The following is a 20,724-nucleotide window of genomic DNA, read 5'->3' on the forward strand; positions in this document are numbered from 1 at the left end:
GGCATATACAACAAAGGGATAGTACGTTGATATGAACAAAGAAGAGTTTGTGGCGTATTACTCGGGACTCGATGAAGGGCAGCGCGCTGCCGTGAAGGAGTTGTTAGCAAGCAAGGGAATGATGAATGTCTTGCCCATGGTGGCGGTATCGAGGCAACAGTCATTGGCACTGTCATTTGCGCAGGAGCGGCTATGGTTCCTGGACCAGCTTGATGAGCGCAGTGCGAACTACAACATCCCGGTGGCATTGCGGCTCGAGGGAAGGCTACAGGTTCGGTTGCTGGCGAGCGTGCTGCAGGAGGTGGTGGAACGTCATGAGTCGCTGCGTACAACATTCGAGACGATTGAGGGATTGCCAAGGCAACTGATCCGGCAGCACATGGATGTGCCGCTGGAGGTTGAGGATTTGAGCGACCTGCCGCCCTCGCAGCGGGAGGTGCGGGCACGAGAGTTTGCACAGCAAGAGGCACAGCAGCCATTCGATCTGAGCGAAGGACCATTGATCCGGGCCCGGGTAATCCGGTTGGATGAACAGGACCATCTGCTGTTGCTTACGATGCACCACATTGTCTCCGATGGGTGGTCGATGGGGGTGCTGGTTCGCGAAGTGGCGGCGCTGTACGCGGCATATGTGAACGGTCAGGCATCGCCGCTGCCGCCGCTGGCGATCCAGTATGCGGATTTTGCGCACTGGCAACGCCAGTGGCTTAGTGGAGAGGTGCTGGAGCGGCAGCTCGGTTACTGGAAGCAGCAGTTGCAGGAGGCGCCGACGCTGCTGAGTTTGCCAACGGACAGGCCGAGGCCGGTGGTGCAAAGCCACCGTGGAGCGACACTGGAGTTTGTGCTGGATGCGCCGCTGACGGCAGGGCTGCAGGAGTTGGGGCGGCAGACGCAGGCGACGTTGTTCATGGTGCTGACTGCGGTGTTCAACGTACTGCTGGAGCGTTATTCGGGGCAGGCGGACATCTGCATAGGTACGCCGATCGCAAACCGCAACCGGACTGAGATCGAGAACCTCATTGGTTTCTTCGTCAACACGCTGGTGCTTAGGACGCGGGTGTCGGGGGATGAGACGTTTGCGGGCTTGCTCGGGCAGGTGCGCAAGACGGCCCTGGAGGCGTATGCGAATCAGGATGTGCCGTTCGAGCAGTTGGTGGAGGTTCTCAAGCCGCAGCGGCATATGAGCCATTCGCCGCTGTTCCAGGTGATGCTGGTGTTGCAGAACGCCCCGATGGGCGAGCTGGAGTTGCCGCAGTTGAATCTGCAGCCGATGTCCTCGGACAGTGCGACGGCCAAGTTTGACTTGACGCTGAGCTTCACGGAGTCGCAGGGGCAGTTGTACGGTGCGCTGGAATACAACACGGATCTGTTCGATGTACAGACGATCGAGCGGATGGTTGGGCATCTGCGACGGCTGATGCAGGAGGTGGTGGCGGATCCGCGCAAGAGGCTGGGTGACCTTCAGATGCTGGACGATCAGGAGCGTCATCAAGTGCTGGTGGAGTGGAACGACACGCGGGTGACGTATGACCGGGAGCAGACGATTCACGAGTTGTTCGAGGCGCAGGTGGAGCGCAGCCCGGATAGCGTGGCGGTGGTGTTTGAGGGCGAGCAACTGACCTACGGGGAGCTCAACGAGCGGGCAAACCGGCTGGGGCACTACCTGCACGGGCGCGGGGTTGGGGCGGACAGTCTGGTAGGTATTTGCGTGGAGCGCAGCCTGGAGATGGTGGTGGGGTTGCTGGGGATCTTGAAGGCGGGCGGTGCGTATGTACCGCTGGATCCGGCTTATCCGCGGGAGCGGTTGGAGTTCATGCTGGGTGATGCGAGGCCGGTGCTGGTGCTCACGCAAAGTGAGTTGCTGGGGGCGTTGCCGATGCAGGGTGTGCCGACATTCTGTCTGGACAGTCAGTGGTCGGAGCTTGGGCAGATGCCGCAGCAGAACCTGGCCAACGTCACGCACCCCGAGCACCTGGCGTACGTCATCTACACCTCGGGATCTACAGGCAGACCCAAGGGAGTGGGGATTAGCCACCACAATTTCTGTCGACTGCTCGCGGCGACCGAGGGCTTTGGCTTCGGGCCAGAGGATGTCTGGTGCCTATTCCACTCATTTGCGTTTGATTTTTCCGTTTGGGAGATGTGGGGCGCGCTGCTGCACGGTGGTAGGTTGGTCGTGGTTCCATTCATCGTATCGAGAAGTCCGGAACAGTTCCTGCGGCTTCTGCAGCGCGAACGGGTCACCGTGTTGAATCAAACGCCGTCGGCATTTCACGCTCTGCTGGAAGCAGATCTGGGGGGCGGTGCTACAAACGAGTTGCAGCTTCGACGGGTGATTTTTGGCGGTGAGGCGATCGACAAACTCTCGCTGGGAGATTGGCTGCAGAAGCGGCGTGGGGTCGAGCTGACCAATATGTATGGGATCACGGAGACTACCGTCCATGTGACTTGGATGCATCTAAAAGAACGCACGAGCTTCGGATCATCGGTGGGGCGGCCCATTAACGATCTGAGCGTATACATCCTTGACGGTGAACTGAACCCGGTACCGATAGGAGTGGCCGGGGAGTTGTACATAGCAGGCGCTGGTCTGGCGCGCGGGTATCTGAACCGGCCCGGGCTGACGGCGGAGCGGTTTGTGCCCAATCCGTACGGTGCGCGAGGTTCGCGCATGTATCGCACCGGAGACCTTGCACGTTATTTACCGGACGGCAACATCGACTACCTGGGACGAATCGACCAGCAGGTCAAGATTCGAGGGTTTCGTATTGAGTTGGGTGAGATCGAGGCGGCGCTCAGCGGGTTTGAGGGCGTGCAAGAGGCGGTGGTGCTTGCCCGTGAAGACGAACCTGGAGAGAAGCGGCTGGTGGCGTACGTAGTGGGTGCGCAGGAGGGCGAAGAGCTTGAGGTATCGAGGCTGCGGGCACATCTGCAAAGGAGCGTACCGGAGTACATGGTACCGGCGCATTTCGTGCTGTTGCAGGAGATGCCGCTGACACCGAACGGGAAGGTGGACCGCAGGAAACTGCCGGCGCCGGAGACGAGTCGGGGAGAGCAGGGATACGTCGCACCGAGGACACAGACGGAAGAGGTGATAGCGCAGGTATGGGCAGAGGTGCTCAAACTTGACCGCGTAGGAATCCACGACAACTTCTTCGAGTTGGGTGGACATTCGCTGCTGGCAATCAAAGCATTGCATCTTATCAATCAGCGGCTAACAACGGAAGTTCGATTATCCTCGTTTTTCCACAGCGTCACTCCTGTGGAATTGGCCCAGCGAATTGGCGAATCTCGAGGCACGAAAGACGCTCCTGATGCGGGTGCAATTTTCTGTGGTGCAAGTCCAATTCTTTCCGATGCAGATGGATGGAAAGATCCATTTCCTGTAACTGATATTCAACGGGCATATCTCGTTGGCCGTCACGGTGATCTAGAGCTCGGAGGGGTCGGTGCGCATGTCTACGCCGAGTTCGAGTTGCCGGAAATTGATATCAATCGTGTAGAGGTAGCAATCAACGTACTCGTCCAAAGGCACGGAATGCTGAGAGCGGTTTTCAGTGATACAGGTAATCAATCGATTTTGGAACATGTTCCTTACTATCAGATCAAATTATTTGATTTGAGCAATCTCGATTCCGTCGAAGCAGAGGCGCGGCGTAAAGAATTTAGAGAAATTCAGTCGCATCAAGTTTTTATGCCGAATTCCTGGCCGCTGTTTAACGTTTGCGCTACACGCTTGCCGAACTCGCGGATTGTGCTGCAAATTAATATGGATGCGTTGATAATTGATGCGGGAAGCACCGAAATTTTGAGAAGAGAATTTGAGGCTATTTATGTGAATCCTCGGATTGATTTTCACCCGCTGACGATATCTTTTCGTGATTATGTCGTTGCTTTGGAAAAATCGGCAAAACCAAATTTAGAAAATGTGCTCGAATATTGGGATGGCCAGTTCCCATCGATGCCTCATCCTCCATCGCTCCCGAGGCGTGAAGTAAATGGCGCAAGAAATAATAATAAATTTGAAAGGCGGTTTCGCATTTTTGATAAGATCGAGACTTGTCGATTAAGAGATTCGGCAAAATCCATGGGGGTGACCATAACCGCCTTCATTCTTGCTGCCTTCATCGAAATTTTGGAGAACTGGAGTAAAGATCCAGATTTCACTCTAAATGTTACAGCTTTCAATCGACAACCACTTCACCCGGAAATTGACGATATCGTAGGTGATTTCACCACCATGATGATGTTGAAGTCCGATTCGAATGTGATGGATTTTGAAGGGCGTGCAAAATCTGTTCAAAAAAAGATTTTTCTGGGTCTTGAAAATTCGGTTTTAAGTGGGATGGCTATCAATCGTGAGTTAGCTCGCCGGAAAGGAATGCGAGAGCAGCTTTTGCCAGTTGTATTTACTAGTACAATGGGAATTGCAAGGGATTTTAATGATTCTGATTTGTTGATGGATCCAGATTATGCAATTACTCAAACTCCGCAAGTCTGGCTCGATCATCAATTGAGTGAACGGGACGATCAAATATCGATTGTCTGGGACTCCGTTGTCGATTTTTTTGAATTGGGTCTGTTAGATGAAATGTTCCTTGCTTATGTCACCAGATTGGAGCAGCTCTCGAATGACATGGATGCACGGAGACGTGGGCTGGAGCTGACATCAGATCCGGTCCAACACGTGTTACCAGCCAAGGGCCTTCTTCATGCCGGATTCGAAGCACAGGCCCTTGCACGCCCCGATGCAATAGCGCTTGTGTCAAGCGATGAAGAGATCACTTACGGTGAGTTGCGGACTCGTGCAAGAAATCTCGCTTTTCATCTGCAAACAGCCGGGATTGGCAATAACGAGCTGGTTGGGGTGTGCACAAATAGAGGCGTGCACCAGGTTGTCGCGGCCCTTGCCGTTTTGTACTCCGGTGCCGCGTATTTGCCGATTGATGCAGAGTGGCCTGCGGAGCGCGTGAACAGAGTCATTGTCGATTCGAGAGCCAGAGTGGTATTGGTTGACAAAACAACGGAAGCACTGGTTGACTCGCGAAACGAAAAATTGAATGCAGATACAGTTACAATTTCAAATGAAGAAATAAGGCTGTCATGTAATCCTAGTCCTGAAGATCTCGCCTATGTTATCTATACCTCGGGTTCAACGGGAAAGCCGAAAGGAGTAATGATTCAGCATTTTTCGGCTGTAAACACTATCTGTGATATTTGCACTTCCTATGGATTGACTGATGCTGATAGTGTGTTGGCGGTATCGGCATTTACCTTCGATCTTTCGGTGTTTGACATATTCGGATTGTTGTCTGTGGGCGGTCGCGTAGTGCTTTTAAATAGCGCCGAGGCAATGAATCCGGGGTTCTGGCGTTATCAGGTCGAAAAGCATGCTATTACGTTTTGGAATAGTGTTCCTGCGCTGATGACATTGCTGCTCGATGGTGCGTCAAAGGATTCTTGTGAAAAGCTGTCTTCGCTAAGGACAATTTTTTTGTCAGGTGATTGGATACCATTAATTCTGGCAAAGCGATTAAAAAATATATTTCCAGATGCGAGGGTTGTTAGCCTTGGTGGTGCTACCGAGGCATCAATTTGGTCTATTTTTCACGAGATTAAAGAACTTCCGGAGGAATGGATAAGCATTCCTTATGGCAAGCCTCTGCGGAATCAAGGCGTATTCGTTCTAGATCAAGAGTTGCGTCAAAGATGTACTCATGCTGTCGGGGAGATCTACATTGCAGGAAGTGGATTGGCAGCCGGATATTGGAATGATGATTGCCGGACAATGCAAAGTTTTGTGCAGCATCCGAGAACCGGAATTCGCTTATATCGAACGGGAGATCTTGGGCGATACATGAGTGATGGAAGCATTGAGTTCCTTGGCAGGGAAGATCATCAGGTAAAAATTAATGGTTACCGCATCGAGTTGGGGGAAATTGAGGCAGTGATCGATTCATATCCTATGATCGCTAACTCCGTCGTGGTTAGTGATGATACGAAGAGTGGATCTAAGACGTTGGTTGCATTTGTAGTAGAGAGTACCGGTGAAAAATTGGAAATCCATAGATTAAAAGATTTTATCTCGGCGCAGTTGCCGCGCTATATGGTTCCTAGCCAAATTTGGGTTGTTCCTTCTCTTCCATTGACTGCGAACGGGAAGGTAGATAGAGCAGTGTTAGTTGCAAATAGGTCAGAGGATAATGCTTCAATTGATGATGTCGCCGAGTTGAGTGAAACAGAGAGGCGAATTGTTGTTCTTGTTCGAGAGACGTTGCATCTTCCCACTCTTGATTTGCGGGAGAATCTGCTGGTTGCTGGGGCATCTTCGCTAGATCTTGTGAGAATTTCTAATGCTTTAGCAAATGAATTTGACTTCGAGCCGGATCTCATGCGCTTTTTGGATGAGCCTTGTGTTCTTGAAGTTTTACAAATGTATCGCGAGTGGGATATTAAACGGGGTGGATCGGTTCCGGGGGTGGACATGGAGGAAATCAACCTGTGAAAGCACTTGACCTGATCGACTTTGTCTCAAATTCGGGTGGAAGTTTGGAGGTCGTTGACGGACACGTCCGATGCAGAGCACCTCGCGGTGTGTTGAGTCTTCAAATAATCGAATTGTTGAAGGTTCATCGGGATGAACTCGCAACATTGCTCGCGGAGCGTCGTGTACGGCGGGTAAATCGGCTGCAGGAGAACCAACGTGAAAAGCCGTTGGCACTGTCATTTGCGCAGGAGCGGCTATGGTTCCTGGACCAGCTTGATGAGCGCAGTGCGAACTACAACATCCCGGTGGCGCTACGGTTAGAAGGGACGCTGAGTCTTGATGCGCTAGAGAAGACCTTTAATGACGTGGTTCGTCGGCACGAGATACTGCGCACTACATTTATCGTGGTCGACGCACAGCCGGCACAGGTGATCTCTGAGTTGCAAGAAGTGCCGCTGGAGGTTGAGGATTTGAGCGACCTGCCGCCCTCGCAGCGGGAGGTGCGGGCACGAGAGCTTGCACAGCAAGAGGCACAGCAGCCATTCGATCTGAGCGAAGGACCATTGATCCGGGCCCGGGTAATCCGGTTGGATGAACAGGACCATCTGCTGTTGCTTACGATGCACCACATTGTCTCCGATGGGTGGTCGATGGGGGTGCTGGTTCGCGAAGTGGCGGCGCTGTACGCGGCATATGTGAACGGTCAGGCATCGCCGCTGCCGCCGCTGGCGATCCAGTATGCGGATTTTGCGCACTGGCAACGCCAGTGGCTTAGTGGAGAGGTGCTGGAGCGGCAGCTCGGTTACTGGAAGCAGCAGTTGCAGGAGGCGCCGACGCTGCTGAGTTTGCCAACGGACAGGCCGAGGCCGGTGGTGCAAAGCCACCGTGGAGCGACACTGGAGTTTGTGCTGGATGCGCCGCTGACGGCAGGGCTGCAGGAGTTGGGGCGGCAGACGCAGGCGACGTTGTTCATGGTGCTGACTGCGGTGTTCAACGTACTGCTGGAGCGTTATTCGGGGCAGGCGGACATCTGCATAGGTACGCCGATCGCAAACCGCAACCGGACTGAGATCGAGAACCTCATTGGTTTCTTCGTCAACACGCTGGTGCTTAGGACGCGGGTGTCGGGGGATGAGACGTTTGCGGGCTTGCTCGGGCAGGTGCGCAAGACGGCCCTGGAGGCGTATGCGAATCAGGATGTGCCGTTCGAGCAGTTGGTGGAGGTTCTCAAGCCGCAGCGGCATATGAGCCATTCGCCGCTGTTCCAGGTGATGCTGGTGTTGCAGAACGCCCCGATGGGCGAGCTGGAGTTGCCGCAGTTGAATCTGCAGCCGATGTCCTCGGACAGTGCGACGGCCAAGTTTGACTTGACGCTGAGCTTCACGGAGTCGCAGGGGCAGTTGTACGGTGCGCTGGAATACAACACGGATCTGTTCGATGTACAGACGATCGAGCGGATGGTTGGGCATCTGCGACGGCTGATGCAGGAGGTGGTGGCGGATCCGCGCAAGAGGCTGGGTGACCTTCAGATGCTGGACGATCAGGAGCGTCATCAAGTGCTGGTGGAGTGGAACGACACGCGGGTGACGTATGACCGGGAGCAGACGATTCACGAGTTGTTCGAGGCGCAGGTGGAGCGCAGCCCGGATAGCGTGGCGGTGGTGTTTGAGGGCGAGCAACTGACCTACGGGGAGCTCAACGAGCGGGCAAACCGGCTGGGGCACTACCTGCGCGGGCGCGGGGTTGGGGCGGACAGTCTGGTAGGTATTTGCGTGGAGCGCAGCCTGGAGATGGTGGTGGGGTTGCTGGGGATCTTGAAGGCGGGCGGTGCGTATGTACCGCTGGATCCGGCTTATCCGCGGGAGCGGTTGGAGTTCATGCTGGGTGATGCGAGGCCGGTGCTGGTGCTCACGCAAAGTGAGTTGCTGGGGGCGTTGCCGATGCAGGGTGTGCCGACATTCTGTCTGGACAGTCAGTGGTCGGAGCTTGGGCAGATGCCGCAGCAGAACCTGGCCAACGTCACGCACCCCGAGCACCTGGCGTACGTCATCTACACCTCGGGATCTACAGGCAAGCCTAAGGGAGTGGGGATCCGACACAAGGCTGCGGCAGTGTTTCTTGGATGGGCTGGACAAACATTTAGTTATGAAGCCCTTGCGGGAGTGCTTGCTTCTACATCGATCTGTTTCGATCTGTCGGTCTTTGAACTGTTTGCGCCCTTGTCCAAGGGTGGTAAATGTCTATTGGTAAAAGACATCCTGGAGGTTGTGCAGAGCGACTTCATCGGCTCTGCAGTAAGGTTGATCAATACAGTCCCGTCGGCTATCGCTGCTGTTTCTCGACTTGGATGGCGAGAGACAGATTTGCAGGTAATAAATCTCGCAGGGGAACCACTAAGCCAGGAACTGACAGCTCATCTGAAAAGGGCTTTCCCGACCACCCAGATCTTCAACCTCTACGGACCAACAGAGGACACCACTTACTCAAGCTATCGGCAAGTCGACTGTTCTAGCGGAGTGAATATCGGTAGGCCGCTGGCGAACACACAGATCTACATCCTTGATGGTGAACTGAACCCGGTACCGATAGGAGTGGCCGGGGAGTTGTACATAGCAGGTGATGGTCTGGCGCGCGGGTATCTGAACCGGCCCGGGCTGACGGCGGAGCGGTTTGTGCCCAATCCGTACGGTGCGCGAGGTTCGCGCATGTATCGCACCGGAGACCTTGCACGCTATTTACCGGACGGCAACATCGACTACCTGGGACGAATCGACCAGCAGGTCAAGATTCGAGGGTTTCGTATTGAGTTGGGTGAGATCGAGGCGGCGCTCAGCGGGTTTGAGGGCGTGCAAGAGGCGGTGGTGCTTGCCCGTGAAGACGAACCTGGAGAGAAGCGGCTGGTGGCGTACGTAGTCTCGAGCCCTATTTTAAACGAACGAGACCGTCCAAGTGACGAGCGAGTTATGCAGTGGGCCGCGACATTCGATAATATCTATTTGGAAGCAGATAAGTCAGTCATCGGTAAAGAATTTAATACAGCGGGGTGGACAACTCGCTCTGACGGAAGTGCGATTCCAAATCAGCAGATGCAAGAATGGGTGTCTTCAACGATTTCTCGCATCCTCGGGCTGAAGCCGGAGAAGTTAATCGAGATAGGTTGCGGCACTGGATTGCTGGCACATCAAATTGTTGGAAACTGCGCTCGGTATGTGGGAACGGATATCTCTGCTGAAGTTATTCGGCAGTTGGAGTCCGATCTGGCTAAAAATAACGAAAACGTTGAATTGTTTGTCAAATCAGCCAATGATTGGGTTGGATTTGGTGAGAATGAGTTTGATGTCGTTGTTATAAATTCTGTATCGCAATATTTCCCCGGAGAATCATATCTCATTGAGGTGCTTAGTGCCGCAGTTAATGCGACTTCCGATGGAGGGCATATCTTCGTTGGGGATATACGAAATCTCTCTTTATCAACAGCATTTTATGCATCTGTTGTGATGGCACGGGCAGGCGAAAAACTGTCGACAGCTTCTGCTCGAGAGCAAATCAACCAGATGTATGATCTGGAAGCCGAGTTGTTGATAGATCCAGAGTTTTTTCAAAAATTAAAGTCGATCCTCCCTAGGATTTCAGCTGTTCATATTCTTCCGAAGATTTCGCCTTATGCCAACGAGATGACTAAATTTCGCTATGACGCGATCATTTCTGTCGGCCATAAATCATGCATTGAAAAAATAAAGCCATCATGGGAGAGAAGTCTCCTTAGTGGGGAGGAGATTCTTGAAAAATGTATAGAGGAGGGTTGTGAGTGCAAGGCTATTCTTGGTTTGACGAATCGTGTAGTTGCTCCAGACCTGCATGCTGCTCGCCTCATTGAAGAGAATGCTGATGCGTCATCTACTATCGAGTCGATCCGCTCATTGATATCGAGCGAGGATTATCACGGAGTCGATCTTTGGAAGATTTCCGAGGCAGCGGGAAAGGCGGGATGGAACTGTCAGTTTGCAATGAATTCTGAGGGCGAAATACATCTTTTCTTGTCACGAGAGAGAGTAACTGTCGACTGGAGCTCTCTGCCATCTGAGAAAAGGGGTGGACGGATGACCAATAATCCGGTCGGTCTGGATCCTACTTCTATGCTGAAGGATGATCTGCGGGCACATCTGCAAAGGAGCGTACCGGAGTACATGGTACCGGCGCACTTCGTGCTGTTGCAGGAGATGCCGTTGACCCCGAACGGGAAGGTGGACCGCAGGAGGCTGCCGGCGCCGGAGATGAGCCGAGGGGAGCAGGGATACGTCGCACCGAGGACACAGACGGAAGAGGTGATAGCGCAGGTATGGGCAGAGGTGCTCAAACTCGACCGCGTAGGAATCCACGACAACTTCTTCGAATTGGGCGGACATTCACTGCTGGCGACGCAAGTGATCTCCAAGCTGCGTCGAGAACTGGAACTGGAGTTGCCTCTGAAAGCCGTGTTCGAGACGCCAACGGTGGAAGGACTGGCCGTGCGGGCGGCGTCGGAGGTGTCGCTTGGAGACGCGCTGCCCATGGTGGCGGTATCGAGGCAACAGTCATTGGCACTGTCATTTGCGCAGGAGCGGCTATGGTTCCTGGACCAGCTTGATGAGCGCAGTGCGAACTACAACATCCCGGTGGCATTGCGGCTCGAGGGAAGGCTACAGGTTCGGTTGCTGGCGAGCGTGCTGCAGGAGGTGGTGGAACGTCATGAGTCGCTGCGTACAACATTCGAGACGATTGAGGGATTGCCAAGGCAACTGATCCGGCAGCACATGGATGTACCGCTGGAGGTTGAGGATTTGAGCGACCTGCCGCCCTCGCAGCGGGAGGTGCGGGCACGAGAGCTTGCACAGCAAGAGGCACAGCAGCCATTCGATCTGAGCGAAGGACCATTGATCCGGGCCCGGGTAATCCGGTTGGATGAACAGGACCATCTGCTGTTGCTTACGATGCACCACATTGTCTCCGATGGGTGGTCGATGGGGGTGCTGGTTCGCGAAGTGGCGGCGCTGTACGCGGCATATGTGAACGGTCAGGCATCGCCGCTGCCGCCGCTGGCGATCCAGTATGCGGATTTTGCGCACTGGCAACGCCAGTGGCTTAGTGGAGAGGTGCTGGAGCGGCAGCTCGGTTACTGGAAGCAGCAGTTGCAGGAGGCGCCGACGCTGCTGAGTTTGCCAACGGACAGGCCGAGGCCGGTGGTGCAAAGCCACCGTGGAGCGACACTGGAGTTTGTGCTGGATGCGCCGCTGACGGCAGGGCTGCAGGAGTTGGGGCGGCAGACGCAGGCGACGTTGTTCATGGTGCTGACTGCGGTGTTCAACGTACTGCTGGAGCGTTATTCGGGGCAGGCGGACATCTGCATAGGTACGCCGATCGCAAACCGCAACCGGACTGAGATCGAGAACCTCATTGGTTTCTTCGTCAACACGCTGGTGCTTAGGACGCGGGTGTCGGGGGATGAGACGTTTGCGGGCTTGCTCGAGCAGGTGCGCAAGACGGCCCTGGAGGCGTATGCGAATCAGGATGTGCCGTTCGAGCAGTTGGTGGAGGTTCTCAAGCCGCAGCGGCATATGAGCCATTCGCCGCTGTTCCAGGTGATGCTGGTGTTGCAGAACGCCCCGATGGGCGAGCTGGAGTTGCCGCAGTTGAATCTGCAGCCGATGTCCTCGGACAGTGCGACGGCCAAGTTTGACTTGACGCTGAGCTTCACGGAGTCGCAGGGGCAGTTGTACGGTGCGCTGGAATACAACACGGATCTGTTCGATGTACAGACGATCGAGCGGATGGTTGGGCATCTGCGACGGCTGATGCAGGAGGTGGTGGCGGATCCGCGCAAGAGGCTGGGTGACCTTCAGATGCTGGACGATCAGGAGCGTCATCAAGTGCTGGTGGAGTGGAACGACACGCGGGTGACGTACGACCGGGAGCAGACGATTCACGAGTTGTTCGAGGCGCAGGTGGAGCGCAGCCCGGATAGCGTGGCGGTGGTGTTTGAGGACGAGCAACTGACCTACGGGGAGCTCAACGAGCGGGCAAACCGGCTGGGGCACTACCTGCGCGGGCGCGGGGTTGGGGCGGACAGTCTGGTAGGTATTTGCGTGGAGCGCAGCCTGGAGATGGTGGTGGGGTTGCTGGGGATCTTGAAGGCGGGCGGTGCGTATGTACCGCTGGATCCGGCTTATCCGCGGGAGCGGTTGGAGTTCATGCTGGGTGATGCGAGGCCGGTGCTGGTGCTCACGCAAAGTGAGTTGCTGGGGGCGTTGCCGATGCAGGGTGTGCCGACATTTTGTCTGGACAGTCAGTGGTCGGAGCTTGAGCAGGTGTCGCAGCAGAACCTGCCCAATGTCACGCACCCCGAGCACCTGGCGTACGTCATCTACACCTCGGGATCTACAGGTAGGCCTAAGGGTGCTGCCATCTCAAGCCATGGCTTGAGCAACTTGATCCGAGCGTTTATTTACGACTTTGATATATCCCATGTTGATTCGAGCTTGATTTATTCTTCAATCAGCTTTGATCTTACGCAGAAGAACTTATTTGCTCCTCTCGCGGTCGGTGGAACCGTGCATATGGGGTGTAATGTATATGATCATCAATCTGTCTCCGCTTACATTTCCAATTGTCGAATTTCGATATTAAATTGCGCTCCGAGCGCGTTTTATCCATTAATGCAATGTGGTACCAATCATCACACGTGGGCGTTGAGAGTGCTGTTTCTGGGCGGAGAACCGATTCAAGTCCATTTACTCACAGATGGATTTGGCACCGGGACACAATGGCCCAGTTGTTACAATACTTATGGTCCAACGGAAGCTTCGGACGTGGTATCTCGGTACCAATTCGATCCATTGCAGCTCACAACAAGCATCCCGATTGGGAAACCGCTGGCGAACACACAGATCTACATCCTTGATGGTGAACTGAACCCGGTACCGATAGGAGTGGCCGGGGAGTTGTACATAGCAGGCGCTGGTCTGGCACGCGGGTACCTGAACCAGCCCGGGCTGACGGCGGAGCGGTTTGTGCCCAATCCGTACGGTGCGCGAGGTTCGCGCATGTATCGCACCGGAGACCTTGCACGCTATTTACCGGACGGCAACATCGACTACCTGGGACGAATCGACCAGCAGGTCAAGATTCGAGGGTTTCGTATTGAGTTGGGTGAGATCGAGGCGGCGCTCAGCGGGTTTGAGGGCGTGCAAGAGGCGGTGGTGCTTGCCCGTGAAGACGAACCTGGAGAGAAGCGGCTGGTGGCGTACGTAGTGGGTGCGCAGGAGGGCGAAGAGCTTGAGGTATCGAGGCTGCGAGCACATCTGCAAAGGAGCGTACCGGAGTACATGGTACCGGCGCATTTCGTGCTGTTGCAGGAGATGCCGCTGACACCGAACGGGAAGGTGGACCGCAGGAGGCTGCCGGCGCCGGAGATGAGCCGAGGGGAGCAGGGATACGTCGCACCGAGGACACAGACGGAAGAGGTGATAGCGCAGGTATGGGCAGAGGTGCTCAAACTTGACCGCGTAGGAATCCACGACAACTTCTTCGAATTGGGCGGACATTCACTGCTGGCGACGCAAGTGATCTCCAAGCTGCGTCGAGAACTGGAACTGGAGTTGCCTCTGAAAGCCGTGTTCGAGACGCCAACGGTGGAAGGACTGGCCGTGCGGGCGGCGTCGGAGGTGTCGCTTGGAGACGCGCTGCCCATGGTGGCGGTATCGAGGCAACAGTCATTGGCACTGTCATTTGCGCAGGAGCGGCTATGGTTCCTGGACCAGCTTGATGGTCGCAGTGCGAACTACAACATCCCGGTGGCATTGCGGCTCGAGGGAAGGCTACAGGTTCGGTTGCTGGCGAGCGTGCTGCAGGAGGTGGTGGAACGTCATGAGTCGCTGCGTACAACATTCGAGACGATTGAGGGATTGCCAAGGCAACTGATCCGGCAGCACATGGATGTGCCGCTGGAGGTTGAGGATTTGAGCGACCTGCCGCCCTCGCAGCGGGAGGTGCGGGCACGAGAGTTTGCACAGCAAGAGGCACAGCAGCCATTCGATCTGAGCGAAGGACCATTGATCCGGGCCCGGGTAATCCGGTTGGATGAACAGGACCATCTGCTGTTGCTTACGATGCACCACATTGTCTCCGATGGGTGGTCGATGGGGGTGCTGGTTCGCGAAGTGGCGGCGCTGTACGCGGCATATGTGAACGGTCAGGCATCGCCGCTGCCGCCGCTGGCGATCCAGTATGCGGATTTTGCGCACTGGCAACGCCAGTGGCTTAGTGGAGAGGTGCTGGAGCGGCAGCTCGGTTACTGGAAGCAGCAGTTGCAGGAGGCGCCGACGCTGCTGAGTTTGCCAACGGACAGGCCGAGGCCGGTGGTGCAAAGCCACCGTGGAGCGACACTGGAGTTTGTGCTGGATGCGCCGCTGACGGCAGGGCTGCAGGAGTTGGGGCGGCAGACGCAGGCGACGTTGTTCATGGTGCTGACTGCGGTGTTCAACGTACTGCTGGAGCGTTATTCGGGGCAGGCGGACATCTGCATAGGTACGCCGATCGCAAACCGCAACCGGACTGAGATCGAGAACCTCATTGGTTTCTTCGTCAACACGCTGGTGCTTAGGACGCGGGTGTCGGGGGATGAGACGTTTGCGGGCTTGCTCGGGCAGGTGCGCAAGACGGCCCTGGAGGCGTATGCGAATCAGGATGTGCCGTTCGAGCAGTTGGTGGAGGTTCTCAAGCCGCAGCGGCATATGAGCCATTCGCCGCTGTTCCAGGTGATGCTGGTGTTGCAGAACGCCCCGATGGGCGAGCTGGAGTTGCCGCAGTTGAATCTGCAGCCGATGTCCTCGGACAGTGCGACGGCCAAGTTTGACTTGACGCTGAGCTTCACGGAGTCGCAGGGGCAGTTGTACGGTGCGCTGGAATACAACACGGATCTGTTCGATGTACAGACGATCGAGCGGATGGTTGGGCATCTGCGACGGCTGATGCAGGAGGTGGTGGCGGATCCGCGCAAGAGGCTGGGTGACCTTCAGATGCTGGACGATCAGGAGCGTCATCAAGTGCTGGTGGAGTGGAACGACACGCGGGTGACGTATGACCGGGAGCAGACGATTCACGAGTTGTTCGAGGCGCAGGTGGAGCGCAGCCCGGATAGCGTGGCGGTGGTGTTTGAGGGCGAGCAACTGACCTACGGGGAGCTCAACGAGCGGGCAAACCGGCTGGGGCACTACCTGCGCGGGCGCGGGGTTGGGGCGGACAGTCTGGTAGGTATTTGCGTGGAGCGCAGCCTGGAGATGGTGGTGGGGTTGCTGGGGATCTTGAAGGCGGGCGGTGCGTATGTACCGCTGGATCCGGCTTATCCGCGGGAGCGGTTGGAGTTCATGCTGGGTGATGCGAGGCCGGTGCTGGTGCTCACGCAAAGTGAGTTGCTGGGGGCGTTGCCGATGCAGGGTGTGCCGACATTCTGTCTGGACAGTCAGTGGTCGGAGCTTGAGCAGGTGTCGCAGCAGAACCTGCCCAATGTCACGCACCCCGAGCACCTGGCTTATGTCACTTATACCTCAGGATCTACCGGCAAGCCGAAAGGCGCTTCTTTACCCCACGTAGCCCTTGTAAATTTGCTGGACTGGAGTGACCGCGCATTGCCTAAGCCTAAACACGGTTTAGCATTGGCGTCTCTAAGTTTTGATGCGAGTTTCTATGAAATTTTTACTTCACTAGCGAAAGGCGCAACCATTTTTGTGGTTGCAGAAGAGATACGCACAAACATCGAGAGCCTTTGTACCTACGTCAATGTTTATCAAATTCAAGCAGCCATGTTTCCAGTCGCAATTTTGCAGGCGATGGCAGTGTGGCTGCAGGGGGCCAAACAGTCACTTTCCTCGCTAGTTGAAGTGATTGCGACAGGTGAGGCTCTGACAGCGACAAGTGCGATCTCTAACTTCGTGCAGGGACGAGGCGGCCGGCGACTCCATAATCTCTATGGCCCGTCCGAAACCCATGTGGTAACCGCATTGACTTTGCGAGATAACCTCGATTTTGATGGTCCGCTGCCACCATCCATCGGCACGCCAATCTTTAATACGCAGATCTACATTCTTGACGGTGAACTGAACCCGGTACCGATAGGAGTGGCCGGGGAGTTGTACATAGCAGGCGCTGGTCTGGCGCGCGGGTATCTGAACCGGCCCGGGCTGACGGCGGAGCGGTTTGTGCCCAATCCGTACGGTGCGCGAGGTTCGCGCATGTATCGCACCGGAGACCTTGCACGTTATTTACCGGACGGCAACATCGACTACCTGGGACGAATCGACCAGCAGGTCAAGATTCGAGGGTTTCGTATTGAGTTGGGTGAGATCGAGGCGGCGCTCAGCGGGTTTGAGGGCGTGCAAGAGGCGGTGGTGCTTGCCCGTGAAGACGAACCTGGAGAGAAGCGGCTGGTGGCGTACGTAGTGGGTGCGCAGGAGGGCGAAGAGCTTGAGGTATCGAGGCTGCGAGCACATCTGCAAAGGAGCGTACCGGAGTACATGGTACCGGCGCATTTCGTGCTGTTGCAGGAGATGCCGCTGACACCGAACGGGAAGGTGGACCGCAGGAGGCTGCCGGCGCCGGAGATGAGCCGAGGGGAGCAGGGATACGTCGCACCGAGGACACAGACGGAAGAGGTGATAGCGCAGGTATGGGCAGAGGTGCTCAAACTTGACCGCGTAGGAATCCACGACAACTTCTTCGAATTGGGCGGACATTCACTGCTGGCGACGCAAGTGATCTCCAAGCTGCGTCGAGAACTGGAACTGGAGTTGCCTCTGAAAGCCGTGTTCGAGACGCCAACGGTGGAAGGACTGGCCGTGCGGGCGGCGTCGGAGGTGTCGCTTGGAGACGCGCTGCCCATGGTGGCGGTATCGAGGCAACAGTCATTGGCACTGTCATTTGCGCAGGAGCGGCTATGGTTCCTGGACCAGCTTGATGAGCGCAGTGCGAACTACAACATCCCGGTGGCGCTACGGTTGGAAGGGACGCTGAGTCTTGATGCGCTAGAGAAGACCTTTAATGACGTGGTTCGTCGGCACGAGATACTGCGCACTACATTTATCGTGGTCGACGCACAGCCGGCACAGGTGATCTCTGAGTTGCAAGAAGTGCCGCTGGAGGTTGAGGATTTGAGCGACCTGCCGCCCTCGCAGCGGGAGGTGCGGGCACGAGAGCTTGCACAGCAAGAGGCACAGCAGCCATTCGATCTGAGCGAAGGACCATTGATCCGGGCCCGGGTAATCCGGTTGGATGAACAGGACCATCTGCTGTTGCTTACGATGCACCACATTGTCTCCGATGGGTGGTCGATGGGGGTGCTGGTTCGCGAAGTGGCGGCGCTGTACGCGGCATATGTGAACGGTCAGGCATCGCCGCTGCCGCCGCTGGCGATCCAGTATGCGGATTTTGCGCACTGGCAACGCCAGTGGCTCAGTGGAGAGGTGCTGGAGCGGCAGCTCGGTTACTGGAAGCAGCAGTTGCAGGAGGCGCCGACGCTGCTGAGTTTGCCAACGGACAGGCCGAGGCCGGTGGTGCAAAGCCACCGTGGAGCGACACTGGAGTTTGTGCTGGATGCGCCGCTGACGGCAGGGCTGCAGGAGTTGGGGCGGCAGACGCAGGCGACGTTGTTCATGGTGCTGACTGCGGTGTTCAACGTACTGCTGGAGCGTTATTCGGGGCAGGCGGACATCTGCATAGGTACGCCGATCGCAAACCGCAACCGGACTGAGATCGAGAACCTCATTGGTTTCTTCGTCAACACGCTGGTGCTTATGACGCGGGTGTCGGGGGATGAGACGTTTGCGGGCTTGCTCGAGCAGGTGCGCAAGACGGCCCTGGAGGCGTATGCGAATCAGGATGTGCCGTTCGAGCAGTTGGTGGAGGTTCTCAAGCCGCAGCGGCATATGAGCCATTCGCCGCTGTTCCAGGTGATGCTGGTGTTGCAGAACGCCCCGATGGGCGAGCTGGAGTTGCCGCAGTTGAATCTGCAGCCGATGTCCTCGGACAGTGCGACGGCCAAGTTTGACTTGACGCTGAGCTTCACGGAGTCGCAGGGGCAGTTGTACGGTGCGCTGGAATACAACACGGATCTGTTCGATGTACAGACGATCGAGCGGATGGTTGGGCATCTGCGACGGCTGATGCAGGAGGTGGTGGCGGATCCGCGCAAGAGGCTGGGTGACCTTCAGATGCTGGACGATCAGGAGCGTCATCAAGTGCTGGTGGAGTGGAACGACACGCGGGTGACGTACGACCGGGAGCAGACGATTCACGAGTTGTTCGAGGCGCAGGTGGAGCGCAGCCCGGATAGCGTGGCGGTGGTGTTTGAGGACGAGCAACTGACCTACGGGGAGCTCAACGAGCGGGCAAACCGGCTGGGGCACTACCTGCGCGGGCGCGGGGTTGGGGCGGACAGTCTGGTAGGTATTTGCGTGGAGCGCAGCCTGGAGATGGTGGTGGGGTTGCTGGGGATCTTGAAGGCGGGCGGTGCGTATGTACCGCTGGATCCGGCTTATCCGCGAGAGCGGTTGGAGTTCATGCTGGGTGATGCGAGGCCGGTGCTGGTGCTCACGCAAAGTGAGTTGCTGGGGGCGTTGCCGATGCAGGGTGTGCCGACATTTTGTCTGGACAGTCAGTGGTCGGAGCTTGAGCAGGTGTCGCAGCAGAACCTGCCCAATGTCACGCACCCCGAGCACCTGGCGTACGTCATCTACACCTCGGGATCTACAGGTAGGCCTAAGGGCGTAATGACTCGCATGGGAGGCGCCATCAACTATCTCAGACATATCATTGGCAGGTACCAACCAACAGCGAGCGATAGGACACTTCAGCTTCCAACATTTGCTTTCGATGCCTCTGTTAGAGATATGTTTGGAACGTTGATAACTGGCGGGCAATTGTACTTACTGAATCCGTTGGAATCTGGTAATCCCGAAGCAATCTCGCAGAAGCTATATACACTTGGAATCACGCAGATACTGAGCATTACTCCATCCATGTTGGCTGCTATCGCTGCCATGCCACGAAAAGAAGATTACAGCCTTCGCATAGCACTTGTGTCCGGGGAGGAGCTTACCGAGGCCATCGCAACGACCGCTAGAGCACTGTTCGGAAGTCAGGTGCGGTTGGTTAACCAGTACGGGCCAACTGAATGCACTATGACTACTACATACGGCGAAGCGCTGCAAGCAGCCCGTCCTAATATCGGGCGCCCAATCTTTAATACGCAGATCTACATTCTTGACGGTGAACTGAACCCGGTACCGATAGGAGTGGCCGGGGAGTTGTACATAGCAGGCGCTGGTCTGGCACGCGGGTACCTGAACCGGCCCGGGCTGACGGCGGAGCGGTTTGTGCCCAATCCGTACGGTGCGCGAGGTTCGCGCATGTATCGCACCGGAGACCTTGCACGTTATTTACCGGACGGCAACATCGACTACCTGGGACGAATCGACCAGCAGGTCAAGATTCGAGGGTTTCGTATTGAGTTGGGTGAGATCGAGGCGGCGCTCAGCGGGTTTGAGGGCGTGCAAGAGGCGGTGGTGCTTGCCCGTGAAGACGAACCTGGAGAGAAGCGGCTGGTGGCGTACGTAGTGGGTGCGCAGGAGGGCGAAGAGCTTGAGGTATCGAGGCTGCGAGCACATCTGCAAAGGAGCGTACCGGAGTACATGGTACCGGCGCATTTCGTGCTGTTGCAGGAGATGCCGCTGACACCGAACGGGAAGGTGGACCGCAGGAGGCTGCCGGCGCCGGAGATGAGCCGAGGGGAGCAGGGATACGTCGCACCGAGGACACAGACGGAAGAGGTGATAGCGCAGGTATGGGCAGAGGTGCTCAAACTTGACCGCGTAGGAATCCACGACAACTTCTTCGAATTGGGCGGACATTCACTGCTGGCGACGCAAGTGATCTCCAAGCTGCGTCGAGAACTGGAACTGGAGTTGCCTCTGAAAGCCGTGTTCGAGACACCGACGGTGGAGGGGTTGGCCATGCGGGCGGCATCGGAGCAGATTATCCCACAGGAGCTTCCTCAGATTATTCCATTGCACCAAGGGACAGAGGCCGAGTCTAATGAGCGAGTGTGGGAGTTATAAATATGAAGCTCAACAAAATTTCAAAACGGCAGGACATGACGGCCGTTTCAAGTGCGCCATCAACAGCAGTGGGTAAAATTTTCATGCTGGGTT

General features: G+C 56.2%; 2 protein-coding genes. Both read left to right on the forward strand.

Annotation, left to right across the window (positions count from 1 at the left end):
- Positions 1-31: 31 nt before the first annotated feature.
- Entirely contained in the window at positions 32-6,505 is a 6,474-nt protein-coding gene (locus VXM69_RS25310) for an amino acid adenylation domain-containing protein (protein ID WP_367189406.1), read from the forward strand.
- A complete protein-coding gene (locus tag VXM69_RS25315; RefSeq protein WP_367189407.1) occupies positions 6,502-20,631 on the forward strand; it encodes a non-ribosomal peptide synthase/polyketide synthase in 14,130 nt (4,709 codons plus the stop codon). Before VXM69_RS25310 ends, VXM69_RS25315 begins: the two co-directional genes overlap by 4 nt.
- Positions 20,632-20,724: the final 93 nt, after the last annotated feature.

It is taken from the genome of Burkholderia sp. Ed8 (assembly GCF_040761425.1).
Classification (GTDB): domain Bacteria; phylum Pseudomonadota; class Gammaproteobacteria; order Burkholderiales; family Burkholderiaceae; genus Burkholderia; species Burkholderia seminalis.